General features: G+C 75.3%; 23 protein-coding genes. 10 read left to right on the top strand and 13 right to left on the bottom strand.

Features of this window, described 5'->3' with window-relative positions; genetic code table 11:
- Nucleotides 1–18 precede the first annotated feature (18 nt).
- Complete coding sequence (locus tag ACPC54_RS08625) at nucleotides 19–1,017, bottom strand: slipin family protein (protein WP_498962671.1); 999 nt, start codon at nucleotides 1,015–1,017, stop codon at nucleotides 19–21.
- A gap of 145 nt (nucleotides 1,018–1,162) precedes the next feature.
- Here ACPC54_RS08625 and ACPC54_RS08620 point away from each other — a divergent pair, with 145 nt between their 5' ends.
- Both ACPC54_RS08620 and ACPC54_RS08615 read left to right on the top strand, forming a co-directional pair.
- The gene (locus ACPC54_RS08620; RefSeq protein WP_498962669.1) at nucleotides 1,163–1,969 is read left to right on the top strand and encodes a uracil-DNA glycosylase; all 807 of its coding nucleotides are present in this window, start codon (nucleotides 1,163–1,165) and stop codon (nucleotides 1,967–1,969) included.
- The gene (locus ACPC54_RS08615) at nucleotides 1,966–2,271 is read left to right on the top strand and encodes a DUF6980 family protein (protein ID WP_498962667.1); all 306 of its coding nucleotides are present in this window, start codon (nucleotides 1,966–1,968) and stop codon (nucleotides 2,269–2,271) included. Before ACPC54_RS08620 ends, ACPC54_RS08615 begins: the two co-directional genes overlap by 4 nt.
- Here ACPC54_RS08615 and ACPC54_RS08610 read toward each other — a convergent pair.
- The gene (locus ACPC54_RS08610) at nucleotides 2,268–3,143 is read right to left on the bottom strand and encodes a CHAD domain-containing protein (protein ID WP_498962665.1); all 876 of its coding nucleotides are present in this window, start codon (nucleotides 3,141–3,143) and stop codon (nucleotides 2,268–2,270) included. The two genes, ACPC54_RS08615 and ACPC54_RS08610, sit on opposite strands and share 4 nt — an antisense overlap.
- Nucleotides 3,144–3,234: 91 nt before the next feature.
- Complete coding sequence (locus ACPC54_RS08605) at nucleotides 3,235–3,741, bottom strand: hypothetical protein (protein WP_498962663.1); 507 nt, start codon at nucleotides 3,739–3,741, stop codon at nucleotides 3,235–3,237.
- A gap of 122 nt (nucleotides 3,742–3,863) precedes the next feature.
- On the opposite strand from ACPC54_RS08605, the gene ACPC54_RS08600 reads away from it, so the two are divergent.
- The 3 genes from ACPC54_RS08600 (at nucleotide 3,864) to ACPC54_RS08590 (ending at nucleotide 6,340) form a co-directional block, all read left to right on the top strand.
- Nucleotides 3,864–4,538 carry a hypothetical protein gene (locus ACPC54_RS08600; RefSeq protein WP_498962661.1) on the top strand — a complete coding sequence of 225 codons (675 nt, stop codon included), beginning with the start codon at nucleotides 3,864–3,866 and terminating at the stop codon, nucleotides 4,536–4,538.
- Between the two features lie 217 nt (nucleotides 4,539–4,755).
- Nucleotides 4,756–5,562, top strand: a complete 807-nt coding sequence (locus ACPC54_RS08595) for a DsbA family protein (protein WP_498962659.1) — start codon at nucleotides 4,756–4,758, stop codon at nucleotides 5,560–5,562.
- A 127-nt stretch (nucleotides 5,563–5,689) separates the two neighbouring features.
- Nucleotides 5,690–6,340, top strand: a complete 651-nt coding sequence (locus ACPC54_RS08590) for a vitamin K epoxide reductase family protein (protein ID WP_498962658.1) — start codon at nucleotides 5,690–5,692, stop codon at nucleotides 6,338–6,340.
- A gap of 18 nt (nucleotides 6,341–6,358) precedes the next feature.
- On the opposite strand, the gene ACPC54_RS08585 is transcribed toward ACPC54_RS08590, so the two are convergent.
- From ACPC54_RS08585 to ACPC54_RS08570, 4 genes are all read right to left on the bottom strand, one after another.
- A complete protein-coding gene (locus ACPC54_RS08585; RefSeq protein ID WP_498962656.1) occupies nucleotides 6,359–6,859 on the bottom strand; it encodes an NUDIX domain-containing protein in 501 nt (166 codons plus the stop codon).
- 117 nt (nucleotides 6,860–6,976) lie between these two features.
- Nucleotides 6,977–8,050 carry a serine hydrolase domain-containing protein gene (locus ACPC54_RS08580; RefSeq protein WP_498962654.1) on the bottom strand — a complete coding sequence of 358 codons (1,074 nt, stop codon included), beginning with the start codon at nucleotides 8,048–8,050 and terminating at the stop codon, nucleotides 6,977–6,979.
- A gap of 48 nt (nucleotides 8,051–8,098) precedes the next feature.
- Nucleotides 8,099–8,629 carry a GNAT family N-acetyltransferase gene (locus ACPC54_RS08575; RefSeq protein ID WP_498962652.1) on the bottom strand — a complete coding sequence of 177 codons (531 nt, stop codon included), beginning with the start codon at nucleotides 8,627–8,629 and terminating at the stop codon, nucleotides 8,099–8,101.
- Nucleotides 8,630–8,653: 24 nt separating this feature from the next.
- Nucleotides 8,654–9,070: an ankyrin repeat domain-containing protein gene (locus ACPC54_RS08570; protein WP_498962650.1), complete on the bottom strand. Its 417-nt coding sequence runs from the start codon at nucleotides 9,068–9,070 to the stop codon at nucleotides 8,654–8,656.
- Between the two features lie 320 nt (nucleotides 9,071–9,390).
- Here ACPC54_RS08570 and ACPC54_RS08565 point away from each other — a divergent pair, with 320 nt between their 5' ends.
- From ACPC54_RS08565 to ACPC54_RS08555, 3 genes are all read left to right on the top strand, one after another.
- Nucleotides 9,391–9,585: a hypothetical protein gene (locus tag ACPC54_RS08565; protein ID WP_097238968.1), complete on the top strand. Its 195-nt coding sequence runs from the start codon at nucleotides 9,391–9,393 to the stop codon at nucleotides 9,583–9,585.
- Nucleotides 9,586–9,698: 113 nt separating this feature from the next.
- Nucleotides 9,699–11,312 (top strand): hypothetical protein, encoded by a 1,614-nt coding sequence (locus tag ACPC54_RS08560; protein ID WP_498962647.1) that lies wholly within the window; start codon nucleotides 9,699–9,701, stop codon nucleotides 11,310–11,312.
- A 309-nt stretch (nucleotides 11,313–11,621) separates the two neighbouring features.
- Nucleotides 11,622–11,996, top strand: coding sequence for an RNA polymerase-binding protein RbpA (locus tag ACPC54_RS08555; RefSeq protein WP_045694663.1), 375 nt, complete (start codon nucleotides 11,622–11,624; stop codon nucleotides 11,994–11,996).
- A gap of 156 nt (nucleotides 11,997–12,152) precedes the next feature.
- On the opposite strand, the gene fxsA is transcribed toward ACPC54_RS08555, so the two are convergent.
- From fxsA to ACPC54_RS08530, 5 genes are all read right to left on the bottom strand, one after another.
- Entirely contained in the window at nucleotides 12,153–12,731 is a 579-nt protein-coding gene (fxsA, locus tag ACPC54_RS08550; RefSeq protein ID WP_498962645.1) for an FxsA family membrane protein, read from the bottom strand.
- A 56-nt stretch (nucleotides 12,732–12,787) separates the two neighbouring features.
- Nucleotides 12,788–14,428 carry an apolipoprotein N-acyltransferase gene (gene lnt, locus ACPC54_RS08545; protein ID WP_498963204.1) on the bottom strand — a complete coding sequence of 547 codons (1,641 nt, stop codon included), beginning with the start codon at nucleotides 14,426–14,428 and terminating at the stop codon, nucleotides 12,788–12,790.
- Nucleotides 14,429–14,535: 107 nt separating this feature from the next.
- The gene (locus ACPC54_RS08540; RefSeq protein ID WP_498962644.1) at nucleotides 14,536–14,994 is read right to left on the bottom strand and encodes an N-acetyltransferase; all 459 of its coding nucleotides are present in this window, start codon (nucleotides 14,992–14,994) and stop codon (nucleotides 14,536–14,538) included.
- 42 nt (nucleotides 14,995–15,036) lie between these two features.
- On the bottom strand, nucleotides 15,037–16,677 hold the full coding sequence (locus tag ACPC54_RS08535) for an amidohydrolase (protein WP_498962642.1): 1,641 nt from the start codon (nucleotides 16,675–16,677) through the stop codon (nucleotides 15,037–15,039).
- Nucleotides 16,678–16,734: 57 nt separating this feature from the next.
- Nucleotides 16,735–17,175: an Lrp/AsnC family transcriptional regulator gene (locus ACPC54_RS08530; RefSeq protein WP_030243361.1), complete on the bottom strand. Its 441-nt coding sequence runs from the start codon at nucleotides 17,173–17,175 to the stop codon at nucleotides 16,735–16,737.
- 237 nt (nucleotides 17,176–17,412) lie between these two features.
- Here ACPC54_RS08530 and ACPC54_RS08525 point away from each other — a divergent pair, with 237 nt between their 5' ends.
- Complete coding sequence (locus ACPC54_RS08525) at nucleotides 17,413–17,883, top strand: hypothetical protein (RefSeq protein WP_498962639.1); 471 nt, start codon at nucleotides 17,413–17,415, stop codon at nucleotides 17,881–17,883.
- A gap of 103 nt (nucleotides 17,884–17,986) precedes the next feature.
- Here ACPC54_RS08525 and ACPC54_RS08520 read toward each other — a convergent pair whose 3' ends face one another.
- A complete protein-coding gene (locus ACPC54_RS08520) occupies nucleotides 17,987–19,159 on the bottom strand; it encodes an acyl-CoA dehydrogenase family protein (protein ID WP_498962637.1) in 1,173 nt (390 codons plus the stop codon).
- 314 nt (nucleotides 19,160–19,473) lie between these two features.
- Between ACPC54_RS08520 and ACPC54_RS08515 the strand changes: the two genes are divergently transcribed.
- Nucleotides 19,474–20,040 (top strand): uridine kinase family protein, encoded by a 567-nt coding sequence (locus tag ACPC54_RS08515; protein WP_498963202.1) that lies wholly within the window; start codon nucleotides 19,474–19,476, stop codon nucleotides 20,038–20,040.
- The last annotated feature ends 422 nt before the right edge of the window (nucleotides 20,041–20,462 follow it).

The raw sequence follows: 20,462 nt of genomic DNA, 5'->3' as shown, positions 1-20,462 counted from the left end.
CACGCCACCGGGCGCCCGTCAGGGCGCCGCCGCCGGCCCCGCCCGGTCGCCCGTCGCGCCGTCCGCACCGCCGCCCTCCAGGTCCGCGCCCTCCAGCGGCGAGTGGGACAACAGCTCGTCCAGCGGCGGGAGTTCGTGCTGCGGCGGCTCGCTGTCGAGCCGGGCCGCCGGGGCCTCGCCGGCCTCCACCGCCTGCTCCGCGGACTTCGCGGCGGCGGCGACCGCGGCGGCCGCCAGCAGGTCGCGCTGCTGGGACTCGGTCGCGCTGTCCAGGAACCGCAGCAGCTCCACCGGGAACGGCAGCACCAGCGTCGAGTTCTTCTCCGCCGCGACCTCCACCACGGTCTGCAGCAGCCGCAGTTGCAGCGCCGACGGCGTCGCGCTCATCACCGCGGCCGCCTCCGACAGCCGGGCCGAGGCCTGGTACTCGCCGTCCGCCGTGATGATCCGCGCCCGCCGCTCCCGCTCGGCCTCCGCCTGCCGGGCGATCGAGCGCTTCATCGACTCCGGCAGGGCGACGTCCTTGATCTCCACCCGGTCGATCTGGATGCCCCAGCCCAACGCCGGGCTGTCGATCATCAACTCCAGCCCCTGGTTGATCGGCTCGCGGTTGGCCAGCAGGTCGTCCAGCTCGCTCTTGCCGATGATCGACCGCAGCGAGGTCTGCGCCACCTGCGACATCGCGAAGTGGTAGTCCTGCACGTTGACCGTCGCCTTCACCGGATCGAGCACCCGGAAGTAGACCACCGCGTCCACCCGCACGGTCACGTTGTCCCGGGTGATGCCCTCCTGCGCCGGGATCGGCATCGTCACGATCTGCACGTTCACCCTGCGCAGCCGGTCCGCGATCGGCATCAGCGCGACCAGCCCCGGCTCGCGGATCTCCTCGCGCACCCTGCCGAAGCGGAACACCACGCCCCGCTGGAACTGCTGGACGACCCGGATGCTCAGCCCCGCCCAGATCGCCCCCAGCCCGGCCAGCCCCCCGAGCGCCCCCAGCACCGCATCGACGATCATCGCGGCCTCCTCGCGGCTCCGCGCACACCCGCACGCCCGGCCGCCGCCGACCCGACCGGGCCGCGGCCGCCGGAGCGACTGATTCCACGCTACGCCTGACCGGAAGCAGCCGGAACGAACGGCCGGAGCCCCTACCATCGTCGCCATGCCGCCGCAGTCCCCCGCCGACGACCCGGGCCACCCCCGCCACCCGGCCGAGGCCGCCGCCCGTGCGGCCGGCCTGACCGAACTCGACCACGTCGTCACCCACTGCCGGGCCTGCCCCCGGCTCGTCGAGTGGCGCGAGGAGACCGCCCGCACCAAGCGCCGCGCCTACCAGGACTGGGACTACTGGGCCCGGCCCATCCCCGGCTTCGGCCCGCCCGACGCCCCGCTCGTCCTGGTCGGCCTCGCCCCCGCCGCGCACGGCGCCAACCGCACCGGCCGGATCTTCACCGGCGACCCCTCCGGCGACCTGCTCTACGCCGCCCTGTACGAGCTCGGGCTCGCCAACCGCCCCGAATCCGTCCGCTCCGGCGACGGCCTGGAGCTCTCCGGCGTCCGCATCACCGACCCGGTCCGCTGCGCCCCGCCCGACAACAAGCCGAGCACCGCCGAACGCGACACCTGCCGCCCGTGGATCAGCCGCGAACTGCGGCTGATGCGCCCCACCGTGCGGACGGTCGTCGCGCTCGGCGGCTTCGCCTGGCAGGCCGTGCTCCCGGTGATCGCCGACGCCGGCTGGCAGGTCCCCCGCCCCCGCCCCGCCTTCGGCCACGCCGCCCGCGCCGACTTCCCCGCCCGCGACGGCGGCCCCGCCCTGCGGCTGTACGGCTGCTACCACGTGAGCCCGCGCAACACGAACACCGGCCGCCTCACCACGACGATGCTCCTCGACCTGCTCGGGGACGCGGCGCGCTCGGCCGGACTCGCCCCGACACCCCGATCGACCTCCGGAGGACCGACCCCTTGACCCCGCACTGCTGCGAGTCGATGACCGCCCAGCTCAACCGGCCCTGCGACCGGCACGAGGACCCCTTCGACTGCCCCGACGCCCTGATCCACTTCTCGCCGAAGTTCCAGGAGTACGGGATCGTCATCCACGACGGCGGCGCCTCGGTGTCCGTCATCGAGTTCTGCCCCTGGTGCGGTCACCGGCTGCCCGAGTCCCAGCGGGACCGCTGGTTCGAGGAGCTCGAACGCCGCGGCATCGACCCGTGGCAGGACGACGTCCCCGCCGAGTTCGAGGACGACCGCTGGCTGGCCGTGGGCTAGAACCGCGCGAGCCGCCGCTTCCGCGCCCCCGCCCACACCTGCGGCAGCCGGCCGCGCGCCGCCTGTGCGGCGGCGAGCTCGCGGGCGTACAGCGCGCCGTAGCCGAAGGGCTCGCCGCCGGCCGCCGCCTGCCCGGCCAGGGCCGCCGCCGCGACCACCGCATCCTGGTGCTCGCCCAGCACCTCCTGCACCGCCTTCATCCGCTCCGCGTACCGCTCGGCCCGCCGGCCGACCGCCGGGGCGGCGGTCTCGCCCGCGTACCGGGCGCGCTTGGCCGCCTTGCGGGCCTCGTGCAGCGCGGCGTCCCGCTCCTCGGCGGGCGCCGCCAACGCCGCCCGCACCCGGTCGCGGACCCGGCGCTGCTCGCGGGCGGCGACCCGGGCGAGCTCGGGGCCCGCGGCCCGGCCGGCCCGGCGGCGCAGCGGCGGGTCGGCGAGCAGCGCGCCGAGGTCGGCGCCGAGCGCCCGGCGGCGCGGGCTGTCCAGGGCGGCCACCACCTCGGGCCACACCGCCCGGTACTCCGCCCGCCCCCACCGCTCCAGCGCGGCCGCCACCCGCTCCGGCCCGCACTCGGCGGGCAGCTCCCGGGCCCGGCCGGCCAGCCGCTCGGCCAGCACCTCACGGTCCCGGGCCCCACCGAGGGCGGCGGCCAGCCAGCGCAGCTCGCCGACCAGGTGGTCGGCGGCGCCGGGGGCGAAGTAGCGGCGGAAGGTGCGCAGCGCGCTGCGCAGCCGCCGGCAGGCGACCCGCATCCGGTGCACCGCGTCCGGCTCGTCCGCCCGCACGGCCTCGTCGAGGCCGGCCAGCACCACCGCCTGCGCCTCGACCCGGGCCAGCACCACCTGCCCCACCGTGACCCTGCGCTCGGCCATGCACGCTCACCCCCTCGTCGGGGCCGCCGGGAACGATTTCCAGGCTAGTCGGCCCCCGCCCACCGGGCCCCTGCCGCGCGCCGTCCGGCGGTCAGGTGTGCCGGGCGAGGAAGGCGCCGGCGTGCGCCGCGGCCTCCTCCCGGCTCGGGTGGCCGCCCGCCGCCCTGCCGAGCGTCCCGTCCGCGCCGGTGGCCGTCCAGGACCAGCCGCCGGAGGCCGCGTCCTCGTGCAACTCGGCGATCCCGCCGAACAGCTCGATCGCCCCCGGGCGGGCCGCCGGGCGGCTCACCGCGTCCGGCCACTTCTTCCGGGCGCCCTGCCGGGTGATGCCCCAGGCGGCGCCGAGCTGCTCGTAGTTCGCGCCGTACGAACCGGCGGTGGCGGCCGCGACCGCGGTGAGCCGCTTGACCTCGGCGTCCAGCAGCTTCCAGGCGGACAGGACCGAGAGGGCGATCTCGGCCGGGTCCGCGTTCCACATCCGCTCCTCGGGCAGTCCGGTCGTGCGTGAGCGCACGACGGCGGCAAGGGGGTTGAGCGCGTCGAGCAGAGCCTGGGCGAGCTCGTCCTGCTCCGCGCGGGTGATCTCCACAGAAGTCATGCCGACAACTCTAGTTACCGATCCCCGTTTCGACAACCGACGTTACCGGCCGGGGCGGCCCGGCGAACGGAGTCCGCACGCGGCCTCGTGCGCGGTGTGAGGGCCATGGCATACTCCGGAGCGTGACGACCTCCAGCCATGCGATCAGGGCCCTGCGGGCCGCGGTGTTCACCGCGCTCGCCGTGCCGCTGTCCGCGCTGGGCCAGGTGGTCATCACGGGTCGTCCGCTGCCGCTGTCCCTGGTGGCGACCGCGACCGCCGTCGTCTTCCTGGTCTCGGCCGCGCTGGCCGGCGGGGAGCGGCGGCTGCTGCACATCACCGGCGTGATGGTGCCGGTCGAGCTGCTGCTCAACACGACGTTCAACCTGGGCCAGACCGGCTGTGGGCCGGCACTGTCCGAACAGGTCCCCACCCGCGGGGTGAACCTGCTGGTCTGTGGCGGCGGTTCGATGGACGGTTCGCTGCTGGGCGGCCCGCTGGGCCACGCCGGGCAGTTGGCCCCGGCCGTGACCCAACTGCTGCTCCTGCTGGCGCACCTGGCGATCGCACTGGCGGCCGCGACCTGGCTGCGGCTGGGCGACGCCGCGCTGTCCGGCCTGGCCCGGGCGCTGCGCGCGCTGGGCGAGGCGCTGGCGGGCCCGCTGCGCGCCCTGGTCCTGCTGCTGCTCCCGGCTCCGGTGCGCCCGGTGCTGCGGGTGCCGCTGCCGGTGTCGGACCACGAGCGGCCGCGCGTCGCGGACGTGGTGCTGAGCCCGGCGCCCCGGCGTGGTCCGCCGGCCTTCGCGCCTGCCTGCTGATCCCCTCGTACCCGGTCCCCGCGTACCGGATCCCCGCGTCCCCGGTCACCCCGTACCGGATCGCCGCGCACCGGCTCCCACCGTACTGATCACCTCCGTACGGCCCGCCCGTGCGCCCGCAGGCAGTGCGCCCGACTCCCGCGTCCGTCGAATCCCGACCGCACCCGGTGCGGTCTCCCGCGCGCATCCACGCGCGCCGCGTACAGGAGTTGACCCCATGGCTCAGACCACCAACAAGCAGGACAAGCGCATCAGCGCCCGGGAGCGGATCCAGGCCGCGCAGCTGCGCGAGCAGCAGGCCGCCAAGCGCCGTCGGCGGATCGTGACGGCCGTGTCGGCCGTGGCCGTGCTGGCCCTGGCCGGCGGGGTGACGCTGGCGATCACCTCGGCCTCGGGCAAGGACGACAAGGGCCGGACCGCGTCGAGCAGCGTGGTCGTCCCGGCCAACGCCACCGGCCAGGACGGCCTGGTGATCACCTACGGCAAGGCGGACGCCCCGCACACCATGGAGGTGTACGAGGACTTCCGCTGCCCGGTGTGCAAGCACTTCGAGGCGGCGAACGGCGCGGCCGTCGCGAAGCTCGCCGAGGACGGCCAGGTCAAGGTGGAGTACCACCTGGCGGCGTTCCTGGACAAGAACCTGACCGGCAAGGGCTCGCGCACCGCGCTGGCCGCCGCCGGCGCGGCGCTGAACGAGGGCACGGACAAGTTCAAGCAGTTCCACGACGTGCTCTACGCGAACCAGCCGGACGAGCGGGAGGACGGCTTCGGCGACGTCAACCACATCCTGGACCTGGCCGGCCAGGTGCCCGGGCTGAAGACGGACGCCTTCGTGAAGGCCGTCCAGGACGGCACCTACGCGCCCTGGGCCGCCAAGGTCGCGGCGGCGTTCAACGACAGCGGGGTGACGGGCACCCCGACCGTCAAGGTGGACGGCAAGACGGTCGACGTGTTCGGCGACAAGGCCCTGGTCTCCCCGGAGGAGTTCACCGCCCGGGTGAAGCAGGCCGCCGGCCTGCAGTAGGCACGGCACCGCCCCGGGGCCCCGTCCGACCGACGGCGCGGGCCCCGGGGGTCCCACCACGCACGGCACCACCGGCCAGGCCGACTACCCGGCCCGGCCGGCTCCTCCCAGCTTCCGGAGTGCAGCCATGTCCGCCGCCACCACCGTGCCCCTGTCCCGTCCCGCTCCCGACTCCGCCGGCGGCGCCCCGATCGGCGCCGGCCGGGTCTTCGCCCTGCTGCTGTTCCTCGGCGGCCTGGTCGGCCTGGCCGCCTCGGCCGTGCTGACCTTCGACAAGCTCCGCATCCTGGAGAACCCGTCCTACGTCCCGAGCTGCAACATCAACCCGGTGATCAGCTGCGGCTCGGTGATGCGCACCGACCAGGCGTCGGTGTTCGGCTTCCCGAACCCGCTGCTCGGGCTGGCCGCGTTCGGCGTGGTGACGGCGATCGGGGCGGGGCTGCTGGCCGGGGCGGCGTACCGGCGCTGGTTCTGGCTGGGCCTGCACGCCGGCCTCCTGCTGGGGCTGGGGTTCACGCACTGGCTGATCGTCCAGGCGCTGTACGAGATCGGCGCGCTGTGCCCGTACTGCATGGTGGTCTGGCTGACGGTGGTGCTGCTGTTCTGGTACACGACGCTGCACAACCTGAGCAGCGGCGTGATCCCGGTGGGCGGGCGGATGCGGACGGTCGTCCGGGAGGCGGCGCGCTACCACTGGGCGCTGCCGGTGCTGTGGGTGGCGGTGATCGCGCTGCTGGTCCTCAACCGGTTCTGGTCGTACTGGAGCACCCTGCTCTGACGGCGGCCGCCGGGCCGCTCACCCCAAGTACCCGGTGGAGTGCAGGAGTACGGGCGTGCCGGTGCGCCGCGCCTCCAGGGCGGCGGTGAGCCGGCGCGCCGCGCAGGGGTGCAGCAGGGCGGCGGCCCTGGCGGGGGTGTACCAGCCGTGGTCGGCGATCTCCTCGGCCTGCAGCCGGAGTTCGGCGCCGGCCGGGGCGGTGCCGCCGTCGAACATGAAGTGCACGGCGGGGTGGGCGTGTTCGCCCTGGTCGGGGATCGGGTCGCGCCATTCGACGACGAGCAGCCACAGCTCGCCCGCGGCCAGCCCGGTCTCCTCCGCCAACTCCCGCGCGGCGCACTGGGCCGGGCCCTCCCCCGGGTCCATCCCGCCGCCGGGGAACTCCCACTGCGGGCGGTAACTCGCCTTCAGCAGCAGCACCCGGCCGGCCGCGTCGGTGAGCAGCACGCTGCTGCCGACGTAGGCGCGGACCATCCGGGCCAGCCATTCCCCCTCCGGGAGTGCCCAGGTCCCCGCCACCGCCGCCTCCTCCGCCGAGCGCCCCGCCGGCGCCGCCGCCGTGGCCACTGTGCCGCGCTCCGGCTCCGGCGGAAGGTGGTTCGTGCCGAATCCACCCGATCGGGTGGCGCGCCGCGCTCAGCCGAAGACGGCCCGCCGGAAGGCGTTGCGCAGGTCGGTGAGCGGCTGGACGCCCCGGTCGTAGTGCACCTTGTTGGTGAGCAGCAGCGCCCAGCGGCCGAGCCGGCGGGAGACCCAGATGCCGGTGCCGGTGAAGCCGTAGTGGACGAAGGTGCCCTCGGCCGGCGTGGTGCCGGGGGCGTACAGCCAGGACAGGCCGCGGGCCGGGTCGAGCCCGCCGGTCTGCTCGCGCAGCGATTCGGCGATCCACGGTTCGCCCCACGCGAGTCCGGGCGGCGGGTCGAGCAGGGCGGTGAGGAAGCGGGCCAGGTCGCGGGCGGTGGAGAAGGCCCCGGCGTTGCCGGAGACGCCGCCGAGCAGCCGGGCGGAGGGGTCGTGCACGATGCCGCGCAGGTGGGCGCCGGTGTCCTCGTCCCACTCGGTGGGCGCGGTGCGCGCCGACTCGCCCTCGGGCAGCGGCCCGTAGCGGGTGTCGACCATGCCGAGCGGTACCCAGATCCAGCGTGCGGCGAGCTCGTCCAGCCCGGCGGCGCCGAGGTCCTCGACGACATGGGTGAGCAGCACGGCGGCCCGGTCGGTGTACTCGACGGCCGTCCCGGGCGGGCGGTGCAGCGGCGCGCCGACCACCCCGGCCCGGATGGCCGCGCGGTCCCGCCCGTAGAGCTGCGCGAAGCGGGTGTACGGGAGCATTCCGGCGGTGTGCGCGAGGAGTTGGCGGGCCGTCACCCCGCCGGCCGGCCGCCCGGCGGCGGGCTGCCACCAGCGGCCGAGGGGTTCGTCCAGCGGCAGCCGTCCGGCCTGCCGGAGCGCCCCGGCGCAGGGCCAGAGCGCGATGATCTTGGTGAGGCTGGCGAGGTCGTAGCGGGTGTCCGGCCCGGGGGCGAGCTCCCCGTACGGGCCCTGCCCGAGCGCGCCGTGGCTGCCGCCGCCGAGCGTGCCCCCGGCGTCGCCGACCGCCCAGACGGCGCCCGCGCCGACCGTCCGCACGCCGTCGCGGACCAGCCGGTCCAGCTCCCCGCCGGGCGCGGCCAGGGCGGGGAGCCGCTCGGCTCCGGGCGCTTGCGGGTCCATCCCGTCACCCCCTCAGGCTGACCGGACCCTACCCGGCGGGGCGGCCGCTCAGACCGCCCCCGCCCAGCCCGCCGCAGTCAGCTCCTTGCCAAGGCAGATACACAGCTCGCTGTCCCGGTATATGCCGAACTTCTCGATCGCGGCGTAGCCCTCGGACCCGTACAGCGCGACGGCCTCCGGCTGCTCGGTGCCGGTCTCCAGGATGAAGCGGGTGCGCCCGGCGTCGACGGCGGTCTCCTCCAGGCGGCGCAGCACCGCCCGGGCCAGGCCCCGGCCGCGGGCGGCCGGGACGACGAACATCCGCTTGACCTCGGCGTCGCCGTCGCGCAGCCCGTGCGGGCCGGCGCTCTTGGCCCGCCAGCCGCCGCACGCGACCGGGCGGCCGTCCAGGTAGGCGACCAGGAACAGCCCGGCCTCGCCCTCGAAGTCCTCGGGGCGCATGACCGTGTCGTCCGGGTCGCCGTAGCGGCGGACGTACTCCTGCTGCACCTCCGCCGACAGGGCCTGGGCGTCGGGGTGGGCGTAGCCGGTCACGCGGAACTCGACGGTGCCGGTGGCCTCGGGGGCGGTGGTGTCCATGACGGAAGAGCCTACGGCCCGGGCTCAGCGCGCCTCGAAGCGGGCGACCAGGTGTTCCTTGCCGAACATCCGGGCCGTGTCCAGCGCGCTCGGGGTGCCGGCCGCCGGGTCGGCGCCGCCGGCCAGCAGCGCCCCGACGACGTCGTCGGCGCCCTTGAAGACGGCGCCGGCCAGCGGGGTCTGGCCGCGGTCGTTGGCGCGGTCCGGGTCGGCGCCGTGCGCGAGCAGGGCCGCGACGGCGGCGGCGTGGCCGTGGTAGGCGGCGAGCATGAGCAGGGTGTCGCCGCGGTCGTTGGTGAGGTCGGCCGGGGCCCCGGCGCCGAGGGCGGCGCCCAGGGTGGCGGTGTCCCCGGCGCGGGCGGCGTCGAAGAGCCGCCCGGCGAGCGCGATCACCTCGGCGTCGGGGGCGTCGGCGGGCTGCGGGCTGGCGGCGTCGGTCATCGGGGCGGCCTCTCGTGGTCCGGGTCGGGCGGTTACGACACGCGGCCGCACCGGTGCGCGGCCATTGGAGCGAACTTCACCGACCCCCCGGAAACTTCCCGGCCACCGACCGGGAATGCCTCGGCGCGCCGGACCCGCACCGGAACCGTGCGGCACAAGGCGATCGCCCCGGGCCGGTTCGCATACCTCCGCCCGCCCCCCGGGGCGGTGCCACACGGCAGAACCACCCATTCGCGCCGTTCCATCATCTATGACTATTTGTCACGATTAGTGCACTTTGCGTGACACTGCCCCCTGTCCCCCTCCCCGAGGAGCAGACCGTGATCCTCTCGATTTCCGGCATCGTCCTGTTCGGCACCATCGCCTTCCTGTTCTTCCGCAGGGACGGACTGAAGGTCTCCCACGCCATCGTCTGCGCCCTGTTCGGCTTCTACGTCGCCGGCTCCTCGATCGCCCCGAGCATCACCGCGGGCGGCGCCAGCCTGGCGAGCCTGCTCGGCGGCATCCGCTTCTAGGCTCCGCCACTCCTCCGGTACGGGCCCGGGCGCGGATTCCCACCGCCCCGGGCTCCGTCGTACGCCGGACGAGCCCCACCCCCACCCGTCCCACCCGCCCGGGGAGTCAAGGAATGCCGCTCCACCGCCATCTCAGCAAGGGCCGCGAGATCGCCCGAACCGCCGGGGACCACGCCTCCGACATGTTCGCGCCGCTCACCGTGATCGGCCGCGGGCTGCGCCACCACGCCGACTGGGCCAAGGGCCGCTGGCAGGCCACCCCGAAGGACCGCCGCGGCCCGACGCTGTTCCTCACCGCCGCGATGCTGGTCGGCATCTACCTGCTGCCGCACGGCCTGCTGTTCGCCCTGATCGCCCTGATGGCCACCGCGGCCTGGGCCGGCCGGGCCCCCAAGACGCCGCCAGCCCCGCCCGCACCGGACGTCGCGGACGTCAAACTGGGCGCCCTCTACTCGGCGCTCACCCCCTACCTGTGCGGCCCCGAGGACGCCAACCCGCTGTACCACTTCGAGGGCAGCTACAAGAGCGCCTTCGGCTCCTGGGAGTTCGACGGCGAGGGCCGGCTCAGCCGGCTGGAGCTGGGCTACCCGGCCTACTTCACCGACACCGAGCCGGCCGCCCGGGCCCGGATCGAGCAGGTCGTGCAGGGCAAGGCCGGCCGGGCCCGGGAGTACCGCTTCGACTGGGACGAGGAGTCGAACCGGCTGCGGATCGCCGCGCTGACCCCGCTGCCCACCGACATCGCCGCCCAGCGCTTCGTCGCCGCGCCCGGCGAGATCGTGCTCGGCTTCACCGACGAGGACGGCAGCGCCCGGACCATCCCGGTCGGCCGGGGCGGCGCGACCGTCCAGCAGCCGCCGGTCGTCTGGCGCACCGGCCCCCGCTCCTCCGAGCCCCACCTGCTGGCCCTCGGCGCCACCGGCTACGGCACCTCCAGCCTGCTCCGCTCGATCGCCCTGCAGGCCCTGCCGTACGCCGACCTGGTGGTGGTCGACGGCGCCGGCACCGGCGAGCACGCCTGCCTGGTGAACCGCCCCGGCGTGCACACCGTGGAGACCAGCCTGCACGGCGCGCTGGCCGCGCTGCAGTGGGCCGCCCAGGAGACCGACCGCCGGCTCACCGCGCTGAACGCCGCCCGGCACGCCGGCACCGCCCCGCCGGAGGACGCCACCCGGCCGCTGTGGCTGCTGCTGGACCACCCGACCGAGCTGAGCGAACTGGCCCAGGCGGAGGGCCGGCCGGACCCGCAGGACCTGCTGGAGCTGCCGCTGCGGCACGGCCGGGCCGCCCGGGTCACGGTGGTGATCGCCGACGCGGTCGAGGCGCTGGACCGGCTCACCCCGACCGTCCGGGCCACCACCCGGGCCCGGGTACTGCTCGGCCCCACCGGCCCCGAGGACGCCTACGCCGCGCTCGGCGCGCCGCTGGACATCGTGCCCGCCGCGCACGCGCCGCTCGGCCGCGGCTACGCCCGGATCGGCAACGCCCCGCCCGTCCGGCTGCAGGTCCCGGCCACCGTCGACCCGCTGGACGAGGAGGCACCCGCCCAGCTGCGGGACGCGGTGATCGCCCTGCTGCCGCACCGGGACACCCGCACCGAGGCCGCCGCCGGGGCGCCGCCCCGCCCGGACCGCCCGCCGGTCGTCCCCGCCGCCGATCCGGCCGCGGCCCGGCCCGTCGACCTCGGCAAGGGCGAGCCGATGATCCGTTCCCGACCGATCTCCTGACCCCCGCATTCCGAAGGCGATCCGGGGCCGCTCCCGAGGATGTTCGGGGGCGGCGAGCCGCGCCGATTCCCTTCCCGGTACGCTCGTCACAGAAAGTACGCACGATCACCAGATGTGAAATAGGTGACACCTGGGGTGATATCACCGGCCAGATGTGACAAATCGGGCGCCGGTGGGTACAAACAGGGGCGGCACGACAGACGACGCATGTCCCGGGACGGGAATCTTCGTCGGAAGCCGAGCGTTGACCGAACGACGAAGAACAGCGACCACTAGTCCTGTGGGCCATGAGCCCGGGAGGCACGATTCATGAGCGAGCGAGCTCTCCGCGGCACGCGACTCGGGGCCACTAGCTACGAGACCGACCGTGGCATTGACCTGGCGCCCCGCCAGACCGTCGAGTACGCATGTCAGAACGGACACCGCTTCGAGGTTCCCTTCTCGGTCGAGGCGGAGATCCCGTCGACCTGGGAATGCCGCTTCTGCGGCCAGGAAGCGGCCCTCCTCGACGGCGACGAGCCCGAGGAGAAGAAGGCCAAGCCGACGCGCACCCATTGGGACATGCTGATGGAGCGCCGGACGCGCGAGGAGCTGGAGGAGGTGCTGGCCGAGCGGCTGGCCGTGCTCCGCTCCGGCGGGATGAACCTCGCGGTGCACCCGCGGGACACCCGCAAGAGCGCCTGACCCCGCCCCCGCCCCGCGCGGGAGCATCCGAAAAGGGACCCTGGTCACCAGGGTCCCTTTCGCGTTGTCCGCTTCCGGTCGGCTCCGTCTCGCCACCGCCCGCTCGTGACCGCACGCCGGGAGGCCGCGGCGAGCCGCCGCGGCCCGGGCGTTCGCTCAGCCGGCGAGCGGCGGGCGGTAGCCGGCGTCCGGGTCCTGCGGGTCGCGCGGGCCGGCGCCCGGCTCGACCACCTCGCCCTGGATGACCTTGCCGTCCGGGCGGTGGATGCGCAGCTGCTCCTGCAGCCGCATCGCGTCCGCGAACGGGTCGGCGCCGACCGGGCCGGCGGCGCGCATCGCCTTGCCCGCGACCCGGCGCCCGGCCGCCCGCCAGAGCGCCCGGGTCGGCGGGAACAGCAGGGTCAGCGCGACCAGGTCGGACAGGAAGCCGGGGAGGATCAGCAGCAGGCCGGCCAGCACGGTCAGGCTGGTGCCGGTCTGCGGCTGCTGCGACTGCGGGTTGCGGCTCTGCTCGATCGCCGCCGACAGCGCCTTCGCCCCGGCCCGCTTGATCAGCGAGCCGCCGATCAGCCCGCCGGCGACGAGCAGCAGCAGGACGGTGAAGCCGCCCAGCCACGAGCCCACCTGGACCAGCAGCCAGATCTCCAGCACCAGCCAGGCGGTGACCAGCAGCGGCAGTGCCCGGCGGAGCCTGCCGCGCGGAGCCGGACGGGTGGGGGTAGCTTGCTGCGTCACGGTACGGATCCACTCCAAGCGGTGCTACGGCGCGCCGCACGGGAGGTCCGGGCCGGCTACGGCACCACCTGGTCCAACGATTCCCCCTCGGCGGGTGTTCCAGCCGCCCGCTTCCGGGCGCGGCCGATCAGGACCGCCGCGCCGCAGGCCAGCAGGCCCGCGACCGCCAGCGTCCACTCCGGCGCGGCGCCCACCCGGTCGGCGACCGTGGTGCCGTCGCGCAGCGGGACGACCGCCGACAGCTCGGCGGGGGTCAGCTCCTCGGTGCGCTGCTGGACGGTGCCGTCCGGGCCGATCACCGCGCTGATGCCGCTGGTGGCGGCGATCAGCACCGACCGGCCGTGCTCGACGGCGCGCAGCCGGCTCATCGCGAGCTGCTGCTCGGGCTGCCCGGTCTTGGCGTAGGTCGCGTTGTTGGTCTGGACCACCAGGACGCGGGCGCCGCTGTCCACGGTGTCCCGGACGATCTCGTCGTAGGCGACCTCGAAGCAGATCACGTCGCCGATCTTCGCCGGGCCGAGCTGCATCACGCCGTTGTGGTCGCCGGGGTAGAAGTCCCGGGCGACCCGCTGGAGGCGGGTGATCACCTTCATCAGCTGGGCCCGGAACGGCACGTACTCGCCGAACGGGACGGGGTGCTGCTTGGTGTAGGAGGCGCCCGGGCCGGTGACCGGGTCCCAGACGATGCCCTCGTTCTGGACGTGCTGCGCGTCCGGGCCGTCCACCAGGGTGCCGACCAGGGTCGGCACGCCGATCGCCTTGACGGCCTCGTCGATGCGCTCGCGGGCCAGCGGGTCGCTGAACGGGTCGAGGTCGGAGGAGTTCTCCGGCCAGATCACGATGTCCGGGCGCTGGACCTTCCCGTTCGCGATGTCGAGGGCGAGGCGCTCGGTGGCCGCGGCGTGGTTGTTCAGGACCATCATCGGGCGGCCGAGGAAGTCCATGCCCGGGTTCGGCACGTTGCCCTGGACGATGGCGACCTTCACGGTGTCGTCGGCGGCGGTCGGCACCGGCACGGCGTAGCCGGCCAGCAGCGCGGCCACCGCGCCGAGCGCCGCCAGCGCGGCCGCGCCGCGCGCCCGCCCCGGCCCGCGCACGCGCAGCACGGCCCAGGCCAGCAGGGCGCCGGAGAGGGCGACCGCGAAGGTCACCAGCGGCGCGCCGCCGAGCGCGGCCAGCGGGGTGTACGGGGTGGCGGTGTTGGCGAAGGCCAGCCGGCCCCACGGAAAGCCGCCGAGCGGCAGCCGGTCGCGCGCCCACTCCTGGGTGATCCACAGGCAGGCCGCCCACAGCGGCCAGCCGGGCAGCCGGGAGGTCAGGGCCAGGGCACCGCCGAGCACGGCCAGGAACAGCGCCTCGACGACCGACAGGCCGACGGTGGCGTCCCAGCCGACCACCCGCAGCCAGCTGAGCAGCATCAGGAAGAACGGCAGCCCGAAGGCGAAGCCCGTCCAGGCGCCCTGCCGGACGGTGCGGCCCCGGGTGAGCAGCGAGAGCGCGGCCACCCCGAGCAGCGACAGCGGCCACAGGTCGTACGGTGGGAAGGCGAGGGCGAGCAGCAGGCCGGCCAGGGCGGCGAGGCCGGTCCGGGGCAGCCCGGCACGGACCTTGGCGAGCCCGCGGGCCGCCCGGCCGCGCCGGTGCGCCGGCTCCTGCGGCTCGGGGGCGGTCCCGGACCGCTCCTGGGTGACGGGCATGGCCACCGGCGCACCATCTTCCTGGGGCTTGCTTGTTCGGACGCTGTCCGAAGAAGGTACCCCGGAAGGACGGCCGGACGTGCGGTGAGGGTGGTAGGGAACGGACCTCAGCGCGCGGCGTACCGGAAGGCTCCGAGCGGCCAGTGCCCGGTGAGCCAGGCGGAGACGGCGCGGTGCAGCGGGGCGTCCAGCTCGGCCCGGTCGGCGCGGACCCAGGAGCTGACCGAGACGACGGACCGGTCCTCGCGGTCCGGGCAGATGTAGACGCAGCCGATCACCTCGTCGCGGTCCGGCTCCAGGACGGTGTAGGTGAAGCCGGTGCGGGCGGCGAAGTCGGCGGCGTGGCGGCTCAGGTCGGCGAGGTTCCGCTCCGGCGTCATCCCGCCGACCGGCGGCCAGTCGCGGCCGGCCCAGCCGGGGGTGGCGCGGATGTGGTCGATGCTGCTCGTCCAGGCCGCGAGGTCGGAGGCGTTGTGCTGCTCGCCCAGGGGCTCCAGGCGGAACCCCGGGGCGAGCAGTTCGCGCGGGACGGTGAACTCCGCGGGCACCAACGGGTCGGTCGTCATGGTGGTCAACCTAGGCCGTGGTGCCCGCCCGCCTCACCCGGTCTACCGCTGGTGGACGGTGCGGCCGCGGACCACGGTGCGCAGGCAGACCGGCAGGTCGCGGCCCGGGGTGAGGTCCGGCAGGCCGGGGGTGCCGGAGCGCGGGTCGGTGGACCAGCCGGCCACCCGGGAGTCCGGGGCCTGGACGACCAGGTCGTCGGCCGCCCAGATCGCGTAGCTGGCGACCGCGCCCGGGACCAGCACGCCGTCCTGGTCGCGGCCGATCGCGCGCCAGCCACCGCGGGTGTGCGCGGTGAACGCGGCGCGGACCGAGATCCGGTGCTCCAGGGTCCGGTGGAAGGCCGCGGCGCGGACGGTGCCCCACGGGTCGAGCGGGGTGACCGGCGCGTCCGAACCGAAGGCCAGCGGGACGCCGGCCCGCAGCAGCGCCGCGAACGGATTGAGGGCGGCGGCCCGCTCGGCACCCAGCCGCCCCACGTACATGCCGTCCGGGCCGCCCCAGGCGGCGTCGAACGCGGGCTGGACGGAGGCGGTGAGGCCCAGCTCGGCGAAGGCGGCGATGGCCTTGTCGTCCAGCGCCTCGGCGTGCTCGACGCGGTGGCGCAGCGCCCGGACCCGGGCGGCGCCGACCCGCTCGCCGGCCGCCCGGACGCCCTCGACGACGGCCGCGACGGCCGCGTCGCCGATGGCGTGGAAGCCGGCCTGCAGCCCGGCCTCGGTGCAGGCGGCGACGTGGTCGGCGATCTGCTCGGCGGTCAGGTAGGCGGTGCCGGTGTGCGCGGCGTCGGCGTACGGGGTGTGCAGGCAGGCGGTGCGCGAGCCGAGCGCGCCGTCGACGAAGAGGTCGCCGCCGGCGCCCGTCGCGCCGAGCCGGCGGGCGGTCTCGACGCCACCCAACTCGCCCCAGTAGCCGAAGACTTCGGGGCCGTCGCCCTCGGCCGCGAGGGCGAGCAGGGCGGTCAGGTCCGCCTCCGAGGAGATCTCCGGTCCGGCGCACTCGTGCACGGCGCCGATGCCGAGCTCGGCGGCGCGGGCCAGGGCGGCGCGCTGGGCGCGGCGGCGCTGCTCCGGGGTGAGGTGGGCGAGCGCGGTCCGCCGGACGGCGTGGTGGGCGTCCTTGGTGAGCGGGCCCTCGGCGTCGTAACCGGCGCGCTCGGGCAGGCCCTCGGTGAGGGCGCGCAGCGCGCTGGTGGCGACCGCGGAGTGCACGTCGGTGCGGGAGAGGTAGAGGGCGGCGCCGCGGGCGGCGGCGTCGAGTTCGGCGCGCGTGGGCGGGCGGCCCTCGGGCCAGCCGGACTCGTCCCAGCCGTGGCCGATCAGTACGCCGCCGGGCCCGTCCTGGCCGTCGACGAAGGCGGTGACGGCGGCCAGGGCGGCGGCCAGCGAGGGGCTGCCGGTGAGGTCGAGGCCGGTGAGCGCCAGCCCGGTGGAGGTGGCGTGCACGTGGGCGTCGACGAAGGCGGGGGTGACCAGCGCGCCGTCCAGCTCGACGATCTCGTCCGCGGTCGCGGCGTACGCCTCGGCGGCGCCGTCACTGCCGACCCAGGCGACGTGCTCCCCCTCCACGAGCATCGCGGTGGCGAAGGGGTCGGCGGGGCTGTAGACGGCGCCGCCGCGCAGCAGGACGGTCCGTGGGCCCCTCCTGCCCGAGGGCGGGCAAGGAGGGCGGGTGCTTTCGGTCATGCGCCCAAGTCTGCACCCCTAGGAGACCAGGTCGGAGCCCCGGGGCTGGATGCCGGGTCAGAGCTTCGGGGGTCGCGCCTCGTACGGGGTGGAGAGGACGACCGTGGTCCGGGTGGAGACCCCGGCGGCGCTGCGGATGCGGGCGAGCAGGTCCTCCAGGTCGCCGGGGGCGCCGACGCGGACCTTGAGGATGTAGTTCTCGTCACCCGCGACGCTGTGGCAGGCCTCGATCTCGGGCAGGCCGGCGAGCCGCTCCGGGGTGTCGTCCGGGGCGCTGGGGTCGAAGGGCTTGACCGAGATGAACGCGGTCAGCGCCAGATCGACGGAGTCCGGGTCGATGATCGCGGTGTAGCCGCGGATCACCCCGCGCTGTTCGAGGCGGCGCACCCGCTGGTGCACCGCCGAGGTGGACAGGCCGGTGGCCTTGCCCAGGTCCGTGTAGCTCATCCGGCCGTCCTCTAGGAGCAGCTGGACGATGCGTTGGTCGAGATCCTCCACAGCCGCCAACCTACCGGCTCCGGCGCACGGGGGGCGCACGCGGTGGCACCCCGTGCCGTCGCAGGTGCCGGGGCACATGCCGGGCGAACATGGCAGCCGGCCCGGCGGCCGGTGTGGCGAAGGACACACCCGGTGCATCACGGTGCGCCGGACCGCAGGATTATGAGTCCGAGTCGCAGGGAAGTGCTGGTTGTGGCCCTGGACGACCACGTCGGGCCCGATCCTAGGGGGATCTTCATGCCTGCTACTGACCAGCGCGCGCTGGGTGCCGACGAGACCGACGATATGACCGGCCGCGAGGACCTCGCGGCCGACCACGCGCCCGGCACCGACCCCGGTGAGGCCGAGACCTGGGACATCTTCCGGGTCAACTGCCCCGAGTGCCGGCGTCCGATCGCCCTGGTGGCGGACGAGGAGCGGCTTCCGCAGCACGCGCTGCTCCCGACCGCGTGGAACCCGTTCGCGCCGGCGATATGCCCCGGCTCGGGCACGCCCACGGACGACCTGGCCGAGGTGGAGACCCCGGCGGACGCCGACCCGGCCGGGCTGGCCGCGCTGTTCAAGCTCCCGAGCCAACTCGACTGGCGCACCCAGCCGTTCTCGCACGCGGTGCTGCACCGGCCGGTGCGCACCACCACCCAGGCCGCCCCCGCGCGACCGCAGCTGGGGGCCATCCCGGAGCAGCGCCGCCGCCTCGTCCGGCGTTGATTCCCGCGCCGCACGGGCGACTTGACGCCTCGTCAGGACAAACCTCCGGCCGCCACTCCGCACCCTGGAGTGGCGGCCGGAGGCCGTTCGGGGGAGGGAGGGCTTAGCCCTTGGCGCCCTTGGCGAGGTGGCGGCCGATGACCAGCCGCTGGATCTGGTTGGTGCCCTCGACGATCTGCAGCACCTTCGCCTCGCGCATGTAGCGCTCGGCCGGGAAGTCCTGCGTGTAGCCGTAGCCGCCGAGCACCTGGACGGCGTCGGTGGTCACCCGCATCACCGTGTCGGTGCAGAACAGCTTGGCCATCGCCGCCTCCTTGGAGAACGGCCGGCCGGCGTCCCGCAGACGCGCGGCGGACAGGTACAGCGCCCGCCCGGCCTCGATCTGCGTCGCCATGTCGGCGAGCATGAACGACAGGCCCTGGAAGTCGCCGATCGCCCGGCCGAACTGGCGCCGGGTGGCGGCGTAGTCGACCGCGAGGTCGAGCGCGGCCTGGGCGACGCCGATCGCGCACGCCGCGATGCCGAGCCGGCCCGAGTCCAGCGCGCCCAGCGCGATCTGGAAGCCCTGGCCCTCCTCGCCGATCAGCCGCTCGCGGGAGATCCGGGCACCGTCGAAGTTCAGCTGCGCGGTCGGCGAGGAGCGCATGCCCATCTTGTGCTCGGGCTGCGCGGCCGACAGGCCCTCGGTGACCCCGGGGATCAGCAGGCAGCTGATGCCCTTCGGCCCGTCGACGCCGGTGCGCACCAGGGCGCTGTAGAAGTCGGCCTGCCCGCCGTGGGTGATCCACGCCTTGGTGCCGTTCACCACGTACGCGTCGCCGTCGAGCTCGGCGCGGGTGCGCAGCGCGGCCGCGTCCGAGCCGGACTGCGGCTCGGAGAGGCAGTAGGCGCCGAGCTGCTCGCCGGAGAGCATCCCGGGCAGCCACTTCTCGCGCTGCTCCTCGGTGCCGAAGGTGGCCAGCGCGTGGCAGGAGAGGGTGTGCACGCTGACGCCGAGGCCGATCGCGAGCCAGCCGGCCGCGAGCTCCTCCAGGACCTGCAGGTACACCTCGTAGGGCTGCTCGCCACCGCCGTACTTCTCGTCGTACGGCAGGGACAGCAGGCCGGCCTCACCGAGGGTGCGGAAGACCTCCCGGGGGAAGCGGCCGGCGGCCTCGTCCTCCGCCGCGCGCGGCTGCAGCTCGCGCTGGACCAGCTCCCGGGTGAGGCTCAGCAGCTCGCGGGCCTCCTCGGTCGGCAGCTGGCGCTCCACGGCTTTCACAGGGGAGGGGGTCATGGCGGCGGTCGCCTCCTCGATCGGGCGCCGGGCCTCGGTGTCGGCGCGGTCCGGCGCGGGTGTGGCAGGTCGGCCCGACCGTCACCGGGTTGCGGTGAACGGCCGTTCACAGGCGTGGCGAAGGCGAGTATGCCTGAAACCCGGGCTGCCGTCACGACCAGCACGGATCAACTGTCCGCAGTGGCGGGATACGGCACCGTAGGGTTGCCGTTGTGGCTGCTTCCGGACCCTTTTCCACCCCTTCGACGCCCTCGACGCCCTCGGCACCTTCGACGCCCTCGACGCCCTCGACGCCCTCGACCGCCGACGACGGGCTGGGCGCGCTCGCGGCCGAGCTGAGCGCGCTGCCGCCCTCCTGCGGGCCGGTGCGGCTGGTCGCGGTGGACGGGCACGCGGGCTCCGGCAAGACCACCTTCGCCGCCCGGCTGGCAGCGGCGCTCGGCGGCGCCCCGGTGGTCCACCTCGACGACCTGGCGACCCACACCGAACTCTTCGAGTGGACCGACCGGCTGCGCACCCAGGTGCTGGAGCCGCTGGCGGCCGGGCGGGACGCGCAGTACCGGGTGTACGACTGGACGCTGCGCCGCTTCGCCGGCCCGGCCGCCGTGCCGGTCGCCCCGGTGGTGCTCGTGGAAGGCGTCGGCGCGGGGCGGCGGGCGGTGCGGCCGCGGCTGGCCCGGGTGATCTGGATGGAGCTGGACGCGGCGGCCGCCCGGCGGCGCGGGGAGCTGCGGGACGGGCCGGAACTGGCCGAGTTCTGGGCGGGCTGGGCGCGGGCCGAATCGGCGCATTTCGCCGCCGACCCGAGCCGACCGTACGCGGCGACGCGGGTCGACGGGGTGACCGGGAGAATCGTGCCGAGCACCCTGGGTGAATCTTAAACAAGCCCTTGACCTGCGGCGTTGTCAGGATCTAGGTTCTCCTCAGCCGCCGGAACGCGAGATTCCGGCCGCTGTGGACCCGGCGCCCCCGGCTTGTTCCCCCGTGAGCCGGGGGCGCCGTCCCCAGCCCTTCCGAAACTCGCCCCCCGCGCCGCCCGAGCCGCCTCCCGCCCGCTCAACGGCCGCTCGCGCGATCGCATTTGACCCCGTGCGACACCCTTCCGGATCAGCCCCGCGCCGGTACGATTCCTGACAGGCGCGGATGCGCCCCGGGGGCACCACGACCACCGGCCCGGCGGCGCGCAGCCGACCCGCAGGGCCGAGGCCCCGGGCCACACGGCGGGGGGCGTGAGTGACGACGGTGGACAGTTCCGACAGCACGGCGGGCGGCCCGGACCGGCTCGCCGACCGCGCCTGGCAGC

Source organism: Kitasatospora sp. NPDC094028, from assembly GCF_049543595.1.
Taxonomy (GTDB): domain Bacteria; phylum Actinomycetota; class Actinomycetes; order Streptomycetales; family Streptomycetaceae; genus Kitasatospora.
The sequence above is the reverse complement of the archived record's forward strand: the minus strand, read 5'-3'. Positions and strand labels throughout refer to the sequence as shown.